Below are 17,806 nucleotides of genomic sequence, written 5' to 3'. Positions count from 1 at the left end.
TCCCGCCAGGGTTCAGTTGGTGGCGGGTGCGGGGCAGTCTGAACCGTGGCCGGTCCAGCTACGGTGGGATGGAACGTCGCTGATCCCGCCAGGGTTCAGTTGGTCTGGTATGCGGGACGGCCTGAACCGTGGCCGGTCCAGCTACGGTGGGATGGAACGTAGCGGATCCCGCCAGGGTTCAGTTGGTCGGGTGTGCGGGACGGTCTGAACCGTGGCCGGTCCAGCTACGATCGACACCGTTCTAAAGATCCTTAGGGCTTGGTTTTCGGCCAGCCGGGGAGTTCGGATTTTTTCACCGTGTTGGCGGTGTGTTCGTCGTAGTGCCGCTCCATTTGTACGAGCAGTCCACGCAGCGTCCAGCGACTCTCCGGCGCTTTGCTGTCCAATTCAAGCCCGTCCAATAGGTAGGCAAATCGCAGCGTGAACTCGTTGACGCGTTCCATCTGTCGGGCTTCCTCTTGCCCGTCCCAGTCGGCGTGCGCGGCACGGTAGTCTGGCGGCATCTGTTTAGGATTCAAATCCATGACAGGAATCGTCGGGTCCACGGCGTGATAGATCTGCGAGAAAAACAGCAATTGGCGCCCCATCATGTGTTCACAATTCCAACGCGGAGTGTGGGTGCCATTGGCCGGCTTGAAATTCATTTGTTCCACCGACAGTTTGGCGAACACCTCTTGAGAACGGCGGCACGAGGCCTGCATGCCGTTGAGCAGTGATTGCAATTCGTTGGGGGCCTGCCACGGTTTGTCGCCTGTCGCAACAATCGTTGTCTGGCTCGGTGACTTGGATGACTGGGCAATCGCAAATGTGTTGTGGTCCAGTGGGCTCGTGTCGACGGTGCCATCGAGTTGTTCGGCTAGCGTTTGTTGCATTGCGGCCTTCGTTTTTGAACTCAGCAATACAAATCGTGGCGACAGAGATTCGATCCAGGCGGCCATCGCGTCACTAAGCGTCGGATCGGAATCCCCGATCCAGACGACCGCGTCGACCGCAGTCAGTGAGTTTGATTTCACCGGCGCTGCTCCAGTGGTCGGGCTGTTCCCCAAAAACAAAAGGCTGACGCCATCGGCGCGGACAACTAAACCGAGCGGTTGGTCGGTAGCGGTCGCGACCGATTGGACGTGGATTGCATTCGGGTCCGTTTCGTGACCGTCGGTCGGTTGCCATGTGACGTCGGCTTGGTTGACGGCTCGCGCAAGGACATGGTCGATGTCGGCCGCTATGGTCAGTGGTTTGCGAGCTGAGTTGGGTTCCAGGTTTGCGGGGATGGTCTGTGGCCAAACCTGCACTTCCAGTCCCCACAGGGTTTGCACACTGGCCGACCCGTCCGCATGTCGTAGGATTGCCAGTGGATCGCCATTGTTTGCCTGTGCGGATCGCCCGGTGACGCAAAAAGTGGATGCGATCAGGGCAAAGTGCAGCATGTGCTGTGCAGTGGGCATGTATCATTCGCCTTTCAATTGAAGTTTTATTGATTCCATCGCTTAAATGATAACGATCAAATCCGTGCAGGTTGGGAAAGTGGTCACCGAAGGTGCACCAGACGCATCGGACCTGAACAAACGTCAGTGGACCAGTGCATTTCGAAAATGCCCGATCGAAGGACCGGTTCAGATCGGACCGCTGGGAATCGAGGGTGACCAAGTTGCTGATTCAAAGAATCATGGTGGTCCCGAAAAAGCGGTGCTGTGTTATGCCGGGGCGCACTATGACGACTGGCAACGCGAGCATCCGGAACTGGAATTTGGTGGTGGCGGGTTTGGCGAGAACCTGACGCTGAACCATCTCACCGAGGCAGAAGCTTGTGTTGGCGACCAGTGGAGCAATGGCAGTTGTATTCTGGAAATCAGTCAACCGCGGCAGCCCTGCTGGAAGATCTCGCGTCGTTGGAAAACCAAAACAATGACCAAGGAGGTCACGCAGACTGGACGCACCGGATGGTATGTGCGGGTGCTGCAGGCGGGCGTGATCGCCGCGGCAGATGAATTGACACTGCTTGAGCGGCCTCATCCCGATTGGACAGTGGCCCGAGCCAATGATGTGTTGTTTGGTCGCGAAGTCGATCGAATGGCGGTGCATGAACTGATGAACTTGCCCGCACTTTCGCAGCAATGGAAAGAAGCATTGAGCTAAATTTGGCGATGCGATCTGTTGGCTCTGATCGACAACCGGAATCTGATACGTGACAATGCCCCACATGCGAGCGCCGTAAAGCGTCCTTACACCGTCGTCAAATTCCACTTGAGGGGAACGCAGCACCATGTCATCGATGTCGGACGACCGAATCATTGAAACGATCCGCCAATACCGCGAGGCATTGGTCGAGACACAGCAACTGTATGTCGAAAGTGGAAAGTTGGTGCGTGGATCCTATGGTTGGCTGGGTGGCGGTGACGACCCTGATGCAGCCTCCATTTCTGAACAGATGGACGATCTGCATCAAGGTTTCTTGATGAAGGTGTTCGCTTCGGTGGTGACCGATGCCAGCGCCAAAAATATGGAACAGCGACAACTCGGTCGTGTCTTGCTGGAACACATTTGGGGCAAATCGGTGCTCGGCAGCCAGTTGCACGAAGCGGTCGATTGGTTGATCAGTGCGGCCGACGATTTTGAGTGGGCGGATCTCGTGCGACCGTTCGTCGAACTGCCGGAGATTCGTGACCGCTGGGGGCAGTTGGAAACGCTGGCGATGCGGATGGCGAATCTGTTGACCGCAGTCGATGGGAACGTCAGCGTTGCCGACAACGCCAACATTCAAGTCATGCAGCAGCAGTTCGACATCGCACATGGCAAGGCGCCCGAGACGCTGGTCAGTGATGCCGATACGACGAATGCTCGCGAGGCGTTGAATTGGTTACGTGAGGAAGCCAAGCGATTGCGTGAAGGCGTCGGACCATCGGCAGCCGAAAAACCGACGCCGATTGCCGGTCCCGGTGGTTCCGCCAACCGCCAGCCCCCCGGCAAAGATGCGTCGTCGGCGACGACCGCGTCGCCCGAGGACACGCGGACTCCGGAGCAGCGACTGGCCGACGCCAATGCCAAACTGGATCGTTTGATCGGTCTGGATAACATCAAAGACCAGATCGCGACGCTCACCAATTTCTTGCAGATGGAGCGGAAGCGAGCTGCATTGGATCTGCCAACGTCGCGTCCCGGATTACACATGGCGTTCGTGGGAAATCCCGGGACGGGAAAAACCACCGTCGCGCGAATCGTCGCTGAAATCTATGGGGCGCTGGGGATTCTCAAAAACGGCCATCTGGTGGAAACCGACCGCAGCGGTTTGGTGGCAGAATACGCCGGCCAGACCGGTCCCAAGACGAACGCCAAGATTGACGAGGCAATCGACGGGGTGCTGTTCATTGATGAAGCCTACACATTGATTGACGAAAGTGGGCAAGATCAATATGGACGCGAGGCGGTGCAAACCCTGTTGAAGCGGATGGAGGATCAGCGTGACCGGTTGGTTGTGATCTTGGCGGGCTATCCCAACGAAATGCGCCAGATGATTCGTAGCAATCCGGGGCTCAGCAGCCGTGTCGGAACGACGATGCAGTTTGCCGACTATCCGCCGGAAGCGCTCTGCCGGATCTTTGAATTGATCGCCAAGCAATCCAAATACACGCTGCCCACCGAGTCGCGTCGTCGACTATTGCGTGGATTCACTTACCTGTATGCCAAGCGAGACCGACATTTTGGCAATGGTCGGACATCGCGCAACAGTTTCGAACGCAGTGTGCGACGGTTGGCCAATCGCGTGGCATCGGTCCAGGACGTGACGCGAGAATTGTTGACCACCCTCGAAGCAGATGACATCGAAGTTGCCGGCGTTGACCAAGCTCATTTAAAAGCGATGGCGGCGGAGCCTGGGAAAGTTCGTGTCGAGTGCAAGGGATTCGCGCAGATCATCGACGATCATTTACTTGGTACCGAAGTCAAATGCGAATCCTGTGGCGACATGTTTTTCGCCGATTGGGGAGAACCCGTGATCGAATTGCCCAGTAGCGATGAGACGGATTCGCAAGACCATGAACAGGCGTAAGACCGCATTCCGATCAGACCAGCAAATCGGGGTTCTGTGTTTTGAAGCTGCGCTTTTAGCAGCCTGATGCGAAAGCGCAACTTCAACGGCGCTGGTGTGGAGGATTTATCCGACTCGGGTGAGGGTTTTCTGCGAAGAATAAAGCCGGTCGGATAAATCCTCCACACCAACTTGCGACCGGCCAACTCAATCGACGCTGTACTAGCGGGTCAAGTCATCAAGCCCACATTTGCGGATGTGGGCGTTGGCGGCAATCCACTCTGATTGATCCATTCGCTGCGAAAGGATCTGCCAATGCTGGCGATCGGTTGATAATAAATAGGCCAACGAAGTGACAGTGTCTTCATCCATCCGAGGACAGCGCGACAGGATGGATTTGATCCGGGTGGTTTGTTCAGGATCCAAATCGCCATGAACCAGGGCTGCGCTCAAGTGTGGCAGAGCGACCGAGCCTAAAGAGCAAAGTTTGATGACCGCCGCACGCCGCCGAGCGATCTTTGGCGATTTCAGTTGATCAATCAGTTGGTTGACGTCATCGGCCGAGACCACTGCCAGTCGTTTGACGTGCGTTCGCAAATAGGTTTCGGTGCGCCCGGTTAATGCGATCAGACTGCGCCCACGCAGCATCCGAGTGGAGAGTTCTTCCACATGGATTTGGAACCCCGATTGGTCTTGACCGATCACATGCAATAGCGTCGGGCCACTTAGATGAGTGTCCAATTCCGATGTCACCGCGGGATCACGTTGAGTGCTCCAATGCACCAATCCATCTTCGACCTGTTCCAACACCGCCCGCTCGCCGGTCGCATGGATCCGCGATTCGATTCGCAATCCTTTGCCATGTTCCGCAATCAATTGAATCTGCTGGTAGTCATCTCGAAACGTGTAATGAACCGATGGAATTCCGGCGGCCGAAGCGACCGTCATCGTTTCACTGAATTGACCATCGCTGTATTCCTGGGTGCCTTTGCGGTATCGCATCGGGTCGACTTCCAATCGCCCAGACATCAACCGAAAGCGAATGAGTCCGGTTTCTGAGAAGATTGCCGATGAGGGTCTCGCTCGGAGACGTTGATCGGCGGTCGGCTCTTGAGAGAAAGTCGACACGGTCGGCATTGCCATCAATGTGGCCAATGCAATCAGGTAGGAATACCTCATCGCTGCACCGATCCTTTTCAGACGACATGTCGCCTGAAAAACCTTTACACACGGCAGCCGAAACGAAAGGCTTTCGGCCGTTGCCCTCTGCCCAATAGCTAAAAATCGGTTGGCAACGCTAGGTCAGTTGAAGAATTATCGAAACAGCAACTTGAATCTGGCAACTTTCTTCCCCCGTTCGACTCGTTCGGCAGATAGAAATCCCTTGCAGGTCACGCGGTTTCAGTCAATGCGACATCGACGATCCACATGTCGCCAAGCGGGCTGTCGGTTTAGTAACCCGACGCGTCAGCGAGGGATTTAGCCGGTTGACGGGATCCCTCGCTGACGCATCGGGTTACCAAAAAACAATGCCTGACGCGAAAGCGCTGGCTTCAAAACTCACGCGTCGCGGTTACTATTCTCACGCTGATTCAATGTCGAAGATTCAATCAGCAGGGCGAAAGGGTTTCAATCGCGACGGCGGTACACGATCCGGACATCATCATCGAATTGGTCAACCGATTGCACTCGCAATTGTGCCGCGTCGACGATTGCGGCGATGCCCGGACCGGCGATGGGCCCGGGGGCCTGCTGTCCGCCGAACAGTTTGCCACCGATATAAACGTGACACTCGTCGATCAGGCACTGCGTCGAATCGGGATCAAGGAAGCTGCCCAGCAATTGCGCGCCACCCTCGAGCATCACGTTGGTCATTTCCATGCGACCGAGTTGTTCCAGCATTTGCCGGATCATTTGATGGGGATCATCCGTGTCGATCGCAACGTTTCGCACACCACATTCAACTAGTCTTTGCAACTCCGATTGATTGACGCCGGGAGATGAAAACACCCAGGTCGGTAGCGTGTTTGCTGTTCGCACCAATTTGGATTCCAGCGGCGGCAAGCGTTGCCGACAGACAATGACCCGCTTGGCAATCCGCGACTGAGACCGTGGCGCGGGCTGCAGTGGCAAATTGCGATCCTCGAGTCGGGCATTCAGCATCGGATCATCGGCCAGCACCGTTCCCATCCCGACGATGATCGCGTCGACTCGGCTGCGCAATTGATGCACATGGCGTCTGGACCCGGCACCACTGATCCATTTGCTTTGGCCGGTGTGGGTGGCAATCCGTCCGTCGGCGGTCATTGCCCACTTGGCGATCGTCCAGGGGGTGCCCGTTTGCAACCGTTTCAGATAGGGAGCATTGAGCGATTGGGCAGCGGTTTCCAATACGCCGAGCGTCACGTCGATTCCGGATTCCCGCAGTTGACCGATTCCGCCTCCGTCGACTTTGGGAAACGGGTCTCGCATCGCACAGACGACGCGTCCGACTCGAGCCTGGATCAAGGCTGTCGAACAGGGTGGGGTTTTGCCATGGTGACAACACGGTTCGAGTGTCACATAGGCGGTCGCACCGCGGGCGTCCGAGGGTGACGGCAGCGATCGCAGTGCTTCAATCTCGGCGTGCGGACCGCCAAAACGACGGTGAAATCCCTGGCCGATGCACGTCCCGTCTTTCACCAGCACACAGCCGACCATCGGGTTGGGTTCGACACAGCCCTGACCGTTGGCGGCTAGCTCAAGTGCCAGTCGCATCCAGCGTTGATCGGCGGTGTCAGATTCAATCGGCATCGGCTGGGGCATTGGTTCGACTGGATCAATCCATGCCGGGAACCCACAGCTTGCTACCGCCTTCGTCACCGGAGGGGCCCGGCGGGTTCGGCTGGTCGGGCGTCCAGACACCGCCGCCGCGTTGTTCCGGCGGAGCTGCAGGGGTGAATTCCGTGGCGGGTCCGCCGGCCGGTGCGCCGCCTTGTTGTCGCAGCGATCCATCGGGCCGGATGATGCCCAGTTGCACCAACAATTGTTGTACACGGGCCATCACGGTTGGATCGTTGCCATAGTCTTTTTCGATGTCCATGATCGTTTGACGGAAGCCGTCTTGATCGGCCATCGACAAGCACAGTTCCAACCGCGACAGCAGGATCGTCGCATGGTTCAAGCCATTCTTTTTGGCGTAGGCGATGGCTTTGTCACCGATTTCGATCGACTCGCTTGGTTCTGCGGTGGAAAGCATCGACAGCACGTATCCTTCCATCGCGATCCGCGGATCACCTTCTGGGGCATCCTCCGCCGTCGCGACTTCGACCAATTTTTTGGCGAATCGGTTGCACGCGGTCATGCCGCCGGTCGACCTGGCATTGCTGGCCAACACATACAGTTGCATCGGCGAGAGTTTGTCCGGATTGACTCGGAAGAAATCCGCACACAACAGGTCAGACACGGTTTCGTCGGTCGGTTCCAGCATCGGCAGTGGATCGACTTTGGAGATCTCGTAAACGTCGGCCAACGCTTGTTCCAAACTGATGATTCGCTCGTGGCCTTCGAGAACACGGACCACAACGGCTCGCTGGAATGACAGGGAATCATCATCTGCAGCGGTGGCAAGCGATTTGCCGTCCAAGATTGGTAGCGGCAATTGGCAAACACGTTTGCCGTCGTGTGTGGCTGCAAAATCGCGATTGAATTTGGCCAGCTCCGCCATCGAATTGGGTTGGCTATGGCGGATCGGTCGATCGTCCAACGCAAATGTCATCGGAATCGGCTGCGGATCTTCCAACACCGCATTGCCGGTTGGAATGGCGGCCATCAAGACGTCGCGGATTTCTGCCACACGATCTTCGGTGACATCGTATGCGACCGCTTGGGCGCTGCGATCGGTTTGCCGTCCGTAGACGGTCAACAGCGACAGTGACGCAGGGCAATCCGCAGGGGCGACGTCGGTTGCATCGGAATCGATCGCTTGATCGGAGATGAAAAAGGCGCTGCGCGGGCGGACTTCGCCTTCGGGAACCTGGATCTGCGAGAGGCGGTCGGCCGAGAGTTGTTCGGTGCGATCGCTGGCGATCAATGCCATTTCGGCTTGATCGATGTCTTCAAATTCAACCCGAACGGTTTGCGAATTGATCGATAGAGTTCCGATCGGCGACAGCAATCCGGCGATGGCGCGATAGCGTTGACGCTCGATTGCATCGAGTGACTCGACCTCTGACAACTGGTTGGCCATCTCCGTTTGTCGTTCCAGATTGCCACGCCAAACCGCACAGTGCAACAGTCCGGACAGGATCGCCGGCTGGCCTGGTGCCGAACGACGCAGCGATTCGAATTTGTCTTGAGCCAGCAAGACGCGATTGCTGCGCAGTAGTCCGACGGCTTCGTCGCAGCGTTCGCCCCAGGGGACATCGGCCGGTCGTTCGATCAATTGGGGAATGCTTTTCAGCAAATGATTGACACCCGGTGAAGTGTCCATTTGCGACAAAAACGCGTTGGCCTGTTCGGCTTCGTAACCCTGCGAACTGATCGCCAGCAGGGCATACACGCGGGCCGACAGGATCACGCCGGCCTGTGCCAAACCCATCGCCACGATCAACGCCACATCCATCAAGAATGCGTCGACTTCTTGGCCGCTTTCGTTCAACGCTTCCAGCAATGCATCGGTGGCACCTTGCACATCTTGGTTGAATACCAGTGCGGCGGCACGCTGCGTCAATGCCAGCGGGTTGGACGGTTGCAAGCGAATGAAACGATCGGCATTTTCGCTGAGCGATTCGTATTCACGCAAATCCAATAGCAATCGGCCGCGAATCGCCAGCGCCCACGCCGCGTCGGGATGTTCATCGAGGATGGACTTCAACCGGTCCAGTCCAGGGACCATCTGGCCGCCCTCGATCATCGTCAGGACTTTGTCCATCTGGTCGACGGATTCTTTGCATTTGCAAAATTTGATTTTCTTGCCGTTTCCACAAGGACAGACGGCATACAGATCGACAGACATAAAACAAGCCGATTCGGGGTTTGGGAGCGTAAGACCGGGAATGTTACCACGATCCAGCCATCTGACCCAAGCCCCGCTGTCGTCGATCTTCCCCCGTCGCCGCAGCGATCAGGGCGGATTCACTCCTGGCTATCGACCGGAATCGCAAATGCTTCCAACAGGAATGTCAACGCACGCTGCTGGATGCCCGGGGAACTGGTTTCCCGTGGGCCGGCCACATTCAGTACATTCGGCTGGTGAAGATTCAGCCACTGACGAACCTCGGCCGGGTCGGCGCCCTCGATCTTGACGCATAAATAAGGGCGTTTCCAACGCACAGCGTAGCGCCGCGTCAGTAGCGATCCCCCCTTGAGACTGCGCTGGTACAGAATCAACGTCGCGTCGCTGTCGATCACATTTTGTTCGGTCCGCGCCGGGTAATCAGGCGATTGCATTTCCACGAGTTCATAGCGGCTGGGGATCGACCCGTCTTCGGATCGTCGGCCTTTGGGGCACCAGCCACCATGTTCGATTTGATGTGCGATCGCGGCCTCCAGTCCCGCCCGGTCCACACCGGTCTGGCCGCCAGAAACGATGCGGCGTGGCAGAAACGACGGGGCGGGTTTCGGTTTCAAGTCGACAGACGCGTTCGAGTTTAACGTTTGTGTTTAACGATCCAGCGCGGTATCGGGGCCATGCCAATCGTAGGTTTGCGCCAGTCGAGTTTCAATGATTGCCTGGTCAGGGATCGGCGCTGAAACCCGATTCCAATTTGCTGGGATGGGGGCTTTGAAATTCAACGCTGTCATCTGGGTCGGATGCCCGATGGAAAGCTGCCAACTGTGTAACGCAATCGAGTCAAAAAAATCAGTTTCACTGCCGTACTTTTGGTCGCCCATAATAGGATGCCCACGGTCAGCAAATTGCAGCCGAATCTGGTGCTTTCGCCCGGTCAATAATCGTACCGCAAGCAGCGTCCGCGTGGGGCGGTTGTCGATAACACAGTACTGTAGCCGCGCGGGCTGGGAATCCGACCGGCCTGTGCGATCAACCCGCATTCGATGCGCCCCATCGTCCTTCCAAACGGCATCGGACAGTTCGCCCGACGCCGAGAATTTGCCGTCGCAGAGTAGATCGCCGTCGACCATTGCCAGGTACAGCTTCTGTGCCTGCTGGGACACTTTCTTGCTTTTTCCAGGGCCGCCAAACTGGATCGAAAGTCTCGCGGCGGCTTTGCTGGTCCGTGCCAACACCAGTACGCCGGTCGTGACCCGGTCGAGGCGGCTGACCACGCCGACAAAGACGTTGCCGGGTTTTTGATAGCGTCGTTTCAGATAATCACAGGCCCAGCGATGGACACTGGGCGTGCCCGCTGCTGTCCCCATGGTGGCCATCCCCGCCGGTTTATCGACAACCAGCAAATGGTTGTCTTCAAAAATCACATTCATTTTGGCACCGCATCGCCATCGGCCTGCTGTCGGTGCGACGGCGCGTGCTCGGAATAGACTTTGCGGAACCATGCCAACGCGGCTTTGCCGATTCGCGGATGGATGATTGAGGGGTGTCCGCCCAGCCGACTCGTGGTGGCAAAGACGGTTCCTGTCGGGTCGATCACGACCAGGCGAACCTCAGCCGCCGGTAGCGGGTGATCTCCGTCGGTTTCCAGCGACGGGTACTCGTCGACCACTAACAACCAACCATCACCGGTGCGCCGCCGCAATGTCTCCAGCGCCGCCGCAGGATCGACCGCAAACACGGCGGACAGTTCCGGCAGGTTGGCGAAACAAAATCCGCCTCGATACGCTGGCGATTCGCCCAACGAGGCGAACCAAGTGGCCAGCATCGCAGACCGGCCGAATTCAACGGTGGCCAAGCATTGGCCGGCCTGCCGCAATTGGTTTTCGACCGCATGGTACTGTTCAAAATCATCGCCGTCGCCGAAGTGCAACTCACCGACCCGCTCCAGAATCTCTTTCCGCGTCGATTCGATTTGCTGATGGCATTCGTCCGGTGTTGCAGCGATCGCATTGATTCGCAACGAAATCGTCGCTGCGCTGACGGTGATGCCGACACGTGGAACGCGATCTCGTGCAATCATCTCGCCGAGTCGTTGTTCCATATCGCTTTCGCCGATACCAAAAAACTTCATCACCAACTGTTCAAGATGACTGCGGCCGTGTCCGATCGCTAGGATTCGCGGCGCCACTGTTTCATCGAACATGCGTTTCATTTCCGCCGGCACACCCGGCAGGGCAAAGATCCGGCTGGGCGAACGATCGCCTCGCGGCACGTCGACGTCTACGCCGGGTGCGGTTCCCTGGGGATTGAAAATCTCGCGACTGCCGACCGGAAACATCGCCTGGACCTTGTTTCGTTCCGGCATTTCCCGATCGCGTTTGGCAAACATTGCAGTCAGGTGATCCATCGCCGATTGCCGCAGTTCCAGGGGTTGGCCGACAACCGCCGCCAGCGCCTGGCGGGTCAGGTCATCGCGCGTCGGCCCTAGTCCACCACTGCAAACCACGATGTCGGCGCGCGATGCAGCGATTCGGAACACATCGATGTTGTGCTGCAAGGTGTCGGCGACGGTGCTGTGGAAAATCACCTCGACACCTTGTTCGCCCAGTCGACGACTGAGCCATTGGGCATTGGTGTCCAAACGAGCGCCGCTGGTCATTTCGTCGCCGATCGAAACGACTTCGGCGGTCAGGGACGTTGTTGGCATGGGGGAATGATGGAGCGCCAGGTTGCACCTGGCCTACTGGGGGGCAGTGGATGGAGCGCCAGGTTGCACCTGGCCTACTGGGACAGTGGCAAGGTGGCTTTGGGGGTTTGTTCGGACAGCACGACGGGGGTCGTTGTGCGACCGGATTGGGTCGTGTTGAGCAAATTGACGCGATGATGATAGCCTTTCTCTCGATCGAACAAGAGTCGCGTTTCCAGTGTCTTTGGCGGGACGCCTTGCTCACACAGGACCTCGAAAAACCACCACACATGGGCGCCGTCTTCTTTGCGACCAACCCATTTGATTGAATGTCCGCTGCGACGCTCGGCACCCTTTCCCGTCGCATCAAACATCAGCTGTCGTTCCAGAAATGCCTGCTGCCAAGCCGAGGGGGCTGTGGGGGTGCCGTTTGGCTGTGACGCTGCATCATCGGGCGGCGTTTGATTGGCGTAGCGTTTGGCAATCCATTGTTCATCGAGCGAGTCCAATCGCAACGCGGCCTCGACGCGCTGCGTCCGGCGATTCCATTCGAGTTCGCAAAAGGTTTCATGCACCGGGTGCAACAATAGCGAACTGAAAATCAACGCAATCCAATGACAGCTAAAGATCATTTCTTTTGCTCAGATTTGGGAGCTGGCTTTTCGGAGTCAGACTTCTGGCCATCGTTTTTCTTGTCGTCTTCATCGGCCGACTTGTCATCCGACTTGGCGGCCTTCTGCATCGGGTTCTTTTTCTTCTCGTCTTTGAACAACCGAAACCGACTGGGGATCATTCGCTTTGGCCAATGATTGTTGTCTTCTTCGATGTCGGCGGTCTCTCGCTGGGGGTCAAGTTCCATCCGCACGATTTCATTGTCGGTGACGATCAGTTTGCTGATTCGCTTGCTATTGCGGCGCCAGATTTGGGCGGGGAAACGCATCGTTTCGCTGGTGTTATCAGCGTAATGGACTCGTAATATGATCGGCATCACCAGCCCGCCCAAGTTGCTGAAGTCAACCACATAAAAGTTGGTGGTGCGTCGCAGGATGGCGCGTTCCTCGCTGGTCAAACCGTCCAGGAATTTTTGGAACGATTTGCGGTCGTCCTCTTCGACTTTCAGTTCGTCATATTCAGGGCTGTTGTAAAAATCCTTTAATCCCGGTTGCCAGTCAATCCGCCGCCGCATGCCTTCGTTGCGCTGCTCGGTCACCGTTGGCTCTTTGCGATCCTTTTCCTGACGTTCCCGCTCGGCTTTTTCATCGGGGTCGCCTGAATCGATTTGATACAGTTGCACGTTGTCGATGGCAATGTCGACATGGTTGGTGCCATAGAACCAGCCCCGCCAGAACCAATCCAAATCGACGCCGGATGCATCCTCCATCGTGCGAAAGAAATCGCTGGGTGTGGGGCGTTTGAATTTCCAGCGACGGGCGTATTCACGAAACGCGAAATCAAACAGTTCTCGTCCCAGAATGGTTTCACGCAAAATGTTCAATGCGGTAGCTGGCTTCCCATAGGCATTGTCACCGAATTGCAGGATTTCTTCACTGCCGGTCATGATCGCGCGTTGGTTGCCGCCTTTCATGTAACCAACAATCTTGTCGGGTTCCCCACGCCGCGATGGGTAGTTTTCCTCCCATTCCTGTTCGGTCAAGTATTGCAAGAATGTGTTCAGGCCTTCGTCCATCCAAGTCCATTGGCGTTCATCGCTGTTGATGATCATCGGATAGAAATTGTGTCCGACTTCATGGATCACCACCGAGATCAAACCGTACTTGGTCGCTTTGCTATACGTCCCGTCTTCCTCGGGGCGGGGGCCGTTGAAGCAGATCATCGGGTACTCCATCCCGTAGACCGGTCCGTTCACACTGATCGCGACTTCATAGGGATATTCGAACGAGTAACGCCCGTAGACTTCCAATGTATGCGCGATCGCTTCGGTCGAGTACTTGCTCCACAACGGTTCGGCTTCGTTGGGGTAGTACGACATGGTCATCACGTCATTTGTCCCCAGGTCGACACCCAGTGCATCCCAAATGAATTTGCGACTGGCCGCAAAAGCAAAGTCGCGAACGTTATTGGCTTTGAATTCCCAGGTCTTGGTCAGTTCCGTGCGGACGCTTTCGTTTTCTTTGGCTTCCTCTGGCGTGATGATGAAGATGGGTTTTTCAGCCGACTTGGCTTGTTCAAGTCGCTGTTTCCAGGGGGCCTTCAACACTTCATCGGGGTTTTGCAAGGTTCCCGTCGATGCGACAACCATTTCTGAGGGGACGGTGATGCGAACGCGATAGTTTCCCAATTCCAATGTGAATTCACCGCGTCCCAAAAATGCTTTGTGTTGCCAAGCACCAAAGTCGGTGTATGCGGCAATGCGCGGATACCACTGGGCGATTTCATAGATGTAATTCTTGTCGTCTTCGAAGAACTCCGATCCACCACGCGCACGAATGGTTTTCGCGTCAACGATTTTGTACGAGTATTCGATCGCGACTTGGGTCTGCTCGCCGGGTGCGAGAGGCGTCGGCAGGTCGATCCGCATCATGGTGCCGACCGGGGTGTGGTCGAGTGAATTGCCGGATCCGTCGGTGACCGATTTGATTCGGTAGCCGCCATCAAAACTGCGACGCGCCAGAATCGATTTCATCGCGCCCAGTGAAATCCGTGAGTTCAATGAAGGAGCGACGGTGGTCAACGCATCCTCGGCATCCTTGCGAAATCGGTTTTGATCCAACTGAATCCACAGATAGGGCAACGTGTGTGGAGACTCGTTGTGGTAGCGAATTTGTACCTTTCCGCGGATTTTTTGATTGTCGTCGTCGAGCGTGACATCGATCTCATAATCGGCTCGCTGCTGCCAATAGGCGGGGCCGGGGGCGCCCGACGCAATCCGTGTGTCACCAGGCGTCGGCCACCAGGCGTCCAGTTGGGCGAAGGGATCTGACGGATCGACATGTTTTCGGTTGGCCGCCTCCGGTGACTGGGCCCACGCCGAATTTGAGAGGACAGCCCAGACGCTGAAAACAAAGACGGTCAAGACGAAACGCTGGAGGGGTGCCAAAATCACAGTGGGTTGACTCGCAGTTGGAACTAGCTGGGGCGTGAACGCAGATGCAATGGAGCAGGGCAACGGACATCGGCAACAGATTCTAGTTCCCCGGCGAACGATCAACAGCCTTGGCACGCTGCGGAGTCCCTATTGGTGCGGTCTTTTTCGATCGGAACCCCGTAGAGCGAACTGATCTGCCGCAGTCAACGGTTGGGGGCGGTTGTTCAGGACGGTATCATCGGTGATCTGCTTCTGAGTTTCTCCCTCCCGCCCGCTCATTGAATCCACCACCAGATGAATCAGCAAATCGGTTATTGCACGAATGTTCATGCCGGTATCGAGATGGCATCGATCCGCCGCAATCTGACCGAGTATGCGATGGCGGTCCGCCAGCAGCTGCAGCAATCCAATGGAATCGATCAATTGGGCGTTGGGCTGTGGATCCCCGACAAAGCCTCCACGGAATTGATCGAGGGTCAGCTGGGCGACTTTCGCCGCTTTTTGAGTGACGGCAGACTGCGCCCCTACACGATCAACGGGTTTCCATTCGCCAATTTTCACGGCGACAGTGTCAAACAGCGCGTGTATTTGCCGACCTGGGCCGATGCCGAGCGATTGGAATACACCCAGCGATTGGCGACAATTCTGGCCGCGCTTTTACCAGATGATCAGCCACTCGGTTCGATTAGCACCCTGCCGATCGGCTGGCCTAACAATCCGTTTGCCGCCGACTCGGATGCCAAACAAGATCTGGCGACGGCGGGGGACCAGCTGCGTCAGCTGGCAGAGTTTTTAAAACAGTTGGAGCACAATACCGGCAAACGCATCGTGGTTGCGATTGAACCCGAACCGGGTTGTTTGCTGGACACTGTCGACGACATGGTGGAATTTTTTGACGACCAGTTGCCCGAACTGACGCATCGACGTTTCATCACCGTCTGTCACGACATCTGTCACAGCGCGGTGATGAACGAATCGCAACGAGCGGTGATCCAGCGCTATGGCGATGCCGACATTACGGTCGGCAAGGTGCAGGTCAGCAGCGCGATCGTCGCTGATTGGAATGCGATTCCGGCCACACAGCACGCTGCGGCACTGAAACAACTCAGTGAGTTTGCCGAGGATCGCTATTTGCACCAAACGGGCCAGGTCGGAACCGACGGATCATTCCGATTGGCCACCGACCTTCCGCAGTTGATCCAGCAGACCAGCCCTGCGGATTTGGCAGGCGTCGAACGTTGGGTGATCCATTTTCACGTTCCCATTTTCCTGGAACGATTTGGATTGCTAACCACGACCCGTGATGCCGTTCTCGAGTGCTTGCAAGCACTCGATGGCGGCGTGACCGGTGTTGATTTCACCGGTCACTTGGAGGTTGAAACCTATGCCTGGACCGTCCTGCCGGCCGAGATGCGGCGGCGTGGACTGGCGGATGACATCGCCAGCGAACTGCAATGGCTGATCAATCAGTTGGATTAAATCAGCTGTCGGTGCAGGTTTCCAGGAACCTTGCCAAGCGATGGAAATCGCTACCCGGTTGGATGAACCGTACTTTGGTCACCAGCGTTTTCGGGTCGACCAATTTGTCGAACGGCACATAGTGCAGGTCAAACTGACCGGAAACGGAGACCATCACGCCGTTTAGTTTTTCTTCGACCAGGGCTCGATAGGCACCGACACCTAGCTGTGAACCCAGCATCACGTCGTAGGCGTGTGGCGGTGCGCAGCGCGCTTCGTAACCGAGTTGCAGTCCGTTGACCTTGCGTTCTTTGCCGGTGCGTTTCTTGTAGGCGTCTTTCAATAGGCTGCTCAACAGAGCTGCCAAATTGATCGCGGAAATGTTGATGTGTCCATGATCATCACGCGTCACACCTTGCAAGTATTTCATCGGCAGGAATTCAGCCAAGCCTTCCGCGACGACGATCGTTCCACACTCACGGCCTTCGCGATCGCGGGCAACCATCATGTCGACCATTTTGTCGATCACTTTGTCCAAGACCATGATCTTGCGAATCTTGCCGGTTTCCGGATCCTCTTCTTCGTCGGCCAAATCGCCGGCGACATCTTCAACGCTCATCACCAAACTGGCTTCACCGGAAATGGCGGCACCATAGGCCAACCATCCGGCGCTGCGGCCCATCGCTTCACATAAAAAGTAAGACTTTCCGGCGGCGGCGTCGAAGTTCAGGTTGCGAATTTCTTCGGCCAGGGTTTCCACGGCGGTGAAAAAGCCGAATGTGAAATCGATGCCGCAGTAATCGTTGTCGATCGTCTTGGGCAGGTGGATGACGGGGAATCGTCGCGCGTCGCCGGGCAAGTTGTCTTGGAACATTTTCAACTTGTTGGCCGTCTTCAGCGTGTCGTCACCGCCGATCGAGATCAGCGCGTCGACTTCTAACGAGCACAGGCCTTCGTAAACGCGGCGCAGTGGGGCGACCAGTTCGGGGTCTTTGAGGTGTTCGGGACTGCTGACGTGTTTGCCCGGGTTGGTTCGAGCGGTGCCGATCATGATGCCGCGACTGCTGCGGGCGTTGGTCAATGAATCGTGAGTGAACCGGATGTAGTCGGCGCCTTCTTGCAACGGACCGGCTGCGGTGTAGTCGGCCAAGCGACTGTAGCCGTGTTTGATGCCAAACACCTGGGCGCCTTCTTCCAAAAAGGAAAAAGCGGCGGTCGAGATCACCGCGTTGGCGGCAGGCGCGGGGCCGCCGGCAAACAGAATCGCGACGCGTTTAATATCCAATGAGTGGTGGTCTGGCATGATGGTTCTTGTTCTTCGTTGGGGAGACAGATTAGAAAATCAGCCGGTCCGGTGGAGGATTCGGCTGCATGGTTTTCAATGCATTCGAGCCCAGATTTTAGAGATGCAGCGACGACCGCCAAGCGGTTGTGTCCTTTCAACGGCGTTGCTGGCGACAATCAACCCGCTGTGGGAGGCAAAAGTCGCCCAGTTTACCTTGATTCCCCGCGGATTCTCCCGTTAACGCAAGTTGACCGCTTCCTCACAAAAATTTTTTCACCGTCTGGTGGGGGGCTGAAATCTGAGAGTTCTGCAGCGGT

Annotated in this window: 13 protein-coding genes; 3 read left to right on the top strand and 10 right to left on the bottom strand. The window is 56.6% G+C overall.

Translation table 11 applies throughout. From position 1 onward, the window contains the following. Positions 1 to 251: 251 nt before the first annotated feature. The gene (locus tag NHH03_RS10990) at positions 252 to 1,442 is read right to left on the bottom strand and encodes a DinB family protein (protein ID WP_253156012.1); all 1,191 of its coding nucleotides are present in this window, start codon (positions 1,440 to 1,442) and stop codon (positions 252 to 254) included. Between the two features lie 46 nt (positions 1,443 to 1,488). On the opposite strand from NHH03_RS10990, the gene NHH03_RS10985 reads away from it, so the two are divergent. Together NHH03_RS10985 and NHH03_RS10980 are read left to right on the top strand one after the other, a co-directional pair. Beyond that, positions 1,489 to 2,133: an MOSC domain-containing protein gene (locus NHH03_RS10985; protein WP_253156011.1), complete on the top strand. Its 645-nt coding sequence runs from the start codon at positions 1,489 to 1,491 to the stop codon at positions 2,131 to 2,133. A gap of 127 nt (positions 2,134 to 2,260) precedes the next feature. Further along, a complete protein-coding gene (locus NHH03_RS10980) occupies positions 2,261 to 4,042 on the top strand; it encodes an AAA family ATPase (protein WP_253156010.1) in 1,782 nt (593 codons plus the stop codon). A gap of 201 nt (positions 4,043 to 4,243) precedes the next feature. On the opposite strand, the gene NHH03_RS10975 is transcribed toward NHH03_RS10980, so the two are convergent. The 8 genes from NHH03_RS10975 to NHH03_RS10940 all read right to left on the bottom strand — a co-directional run bounded on the left by NHH03_RS10975 (position 4,244) and on the right by NHH03_RS10940 (position 14,764). Continuing rightward, a complete protein-coding gene (locus tag NHH03_RS10975) occupies positions 4,244 to 5,200 on the bottom strand; it encodes a hypothetical protein (RefSeq protein WP_253156009.1) in 957 nt (318 codons plus the stop codon). 450 nt (positions 5,201 to 5,650) lie between these two features. Further along, positions 5,651 to 6,814 carry a bifunctional diaminohydroxyphosphoribosylaminopyrimidine deaminase/5-amino-6-(5-phosphoribosylamino)uracil reductase RibD gene (gene ribD / locus NHH03_RS10970; protein WP_253156008.1) on the bottom strand — a complete coding sequence of 388 codons (1,164 nt, stop codon included), beginning with the start codon at positions 6,812 to 6,814 and terminating at the stop codon, positions 5,651 to 5,653. A 25-nt stretch (positions 6,815 to 6,839) separates the two neighbouring features. Continuing rightward, positions 6,840 to 9,017: a tetratricopeptide repeat protein gene (locus NHH03_RS10965; RefSeq protein WP_253156007.1), complete on the bottom strand. Its 2,178-nt coding sequence runs from the start codon at positions 9,015 to 9,017 to the stop codon at positions 6,840 to 6,842. Between the two features lie 119 nt (positions 9,018 to 9,136). Continuing rightward, entirely contained in the window at positions 9,137 to 9,631 is a 495-nt protein-coding gene (locus NHH03_RS10960) for a putative molybdenum carrier protein (RefSeq protein WP_253156006.1), read from the bottom strand. Positions 9,632 to 9,664: 33 nt separating this feature from the next. Further along, positions 9,665 to 10,444 carry an RluA family pseudouridine synthase gene (locus tag NHH03_RS10955; protein WP_253156005.1) on the bottom strand — a complete coding sequence of 260 codons (780 nt, stop codon included), beginning with the start codon at positions 10,442 to 10,444 and terminating at the stop codon, positions 9,665 to 9,667. Then, positions 10,441 to 11,721, bottom strand: coding sequence for a competence/damage-inducible protein A (locus tag NHH03_RS10950; protein ID WP_253156004.1), 1,281 nt, complete (start codon positions 11,719 to 11,721; stop codon positions 10,441 to 10,443). Before NHH03_RS10950 ends, NHH03_RS10955 begins: the two co-directional genes overlap by 4 nt. A 74-nt stretch (positions 11,722 to 11,795) precedes the next feature. Continuing rightward, positions 11,796 to 12,332: a DUF6702 family protein gene (locus NHH03_RS10945; protein ID WP_253156003.1), complete on the bottom strand. Its 537-nt coding sequence runs from the start codon at positions 12,330 to 12,332 to the stop codon at positions 11,796 to 11,798. Continuing rightward, positions 12,329 to 14,764 (bottom strand): M1 family metallopeptidase, encoded by a 2,436-nt coding sequence (locus NHH03_RS10940; RefSeq protein WP_253156002.1) that lies wholly within the window; start codon positions 14,762 to 14,764, stop codon positions 12,329 to 12,331. The genes NHH03_RS10945 and NHH03_RS10940 overlap by 4 nt, the downstream gene beginning before the upstream one ends. 276 nt (positions 14,765 to 15,040) lie before the next feature. Here NHH03_RS10940 and eboE point away from each other — a divergent pair, with 276 nt between their 5' ends. Then, the gene (gene eboE, locus NHH03_RS10935; RefSeq protein ID WP_253156001.1) at positions 15,041 to 16,225 is read left to right on the top strand and encodes a metabolite traffic protein EboE; all 1,185 of its coding nucleotides are present in this window, start codon (positions 15,041 to 15,043) and stop codon (positions 16,223 to 16,225) included. A 1-nt stretch (position 16,226) separates the two neighbouring features. On the opposite strand, the gene NHH03_RS10930 is transcribed toward eboE, so the two are convergent. After that, complete coding sequence (locus NHH03_RS10930) at positions 16,227 to 17,507, bottom strand: 6-phosphofructokinase (RefSeq protein WP_253156000.1); 1,281 nt, start codon at positions 17,505 to 17,507, stop codon at positions 16,227 to 16,229. Positions 17,508 to 17,806: the final 299 nt, after the last annotated feature.

Source organism: Stieleria tagensis (assembly GCF_024129865.1).
Taxonomy (GTDB): Bacteria; Planctomycetota; Planctomycetia; order Pirellulales; family Pirellulaceae; genus Stieleria; species Stieleria tagensis.
The sequence above is the reverse complement of the archived record's forward strand: the minus strand, read 5'-3'. Positions and strand labels throughout refer to the sequence as shown.

What these genes read in the sequence shown, in the direction of transcription:
- NHH03_RS10945 (WP_253156003.1), bottom strand. Translation starts at nt 12,332, where the DNA reads ATGATCTTTAGCTGTCATTGGATTGCGTTGATTTTCAGTTCGCTATTG.
- NHH03_RS10980 (WP_253156010.1), top strand. Translation starts at nt 2,261, where the DNA reads ATGTCATCGATGTCGGACGACCGAATCATTGAAACGATCCGCCAATAC.
- ribD (WP_253156008.1), bottom strand. Translation starts at nt 6,814, where the DNA reads ATGCCGATTGAATCTGACACCGCCGATCAACGCTGGATGCGACTGGCA.
- NHH03_RS10930 (WP_253156000.1), bottom strand. Translation starts at nt 17,507, where the DNA reads ATGCCAGACCACCACTCATTGGATATTAAACGCGTCGCGATTCTGTTT.
- NHH03_RS10955 (WP_253156005.1), bottom strand. Translation starts at nt 10,444, where the DNA reads ATGAATGTGATTTTTGAAGACAACCATTTGCTGGTTGTCGATAAACCG.
- NHH03_RS10965 (WP_253156007.1), bottom strand. Translation starts at nt 9,017, where the DNA reads ATGTCTGTCGATCTGTATGCCGTCTGTCCTTGTGGAAACGGCAAGAAA.
- eboE (WP_253156001.1), top strand. Translation starts at nt 15,041, where the DNA reads ATGAATCAGCAAATCGGTTATTGCACGAATGTTCATGCCGGTATCGAG.
- NHH03_RS10990 (WP_253156012.1), bottom strand. Translation starts at nt 1,442, where the DNA reads ATGCCCACTGCACAGCACATGCTGCACTTTGCCCTGATCGCATCCACT.
- NHH03_RS10985 (WP_253156011.1), top strand. Translation starts at nt 1,489, where the DNA reads ATGATAACGATCAAATCCGTGCAGGTTGGGAAAGTGGTCACCGAAGGT.
- NHH03_RS10975 (WP_253156009.1), bottom strand. Translation starts at nt 5,200, where the DNA reads ATGAGGTATTCCTACCTGATTGCATTGGCCACATTGATGGCAATGCCG.
- NHH03_RS10950 (WP_253156004.1), bottom strand. Translation starts at nt 11,721, where the DNA reads ATGCCAACAACGTCCCTGACCGCCGAAGTCGTTTCGATCGGCGACGAA.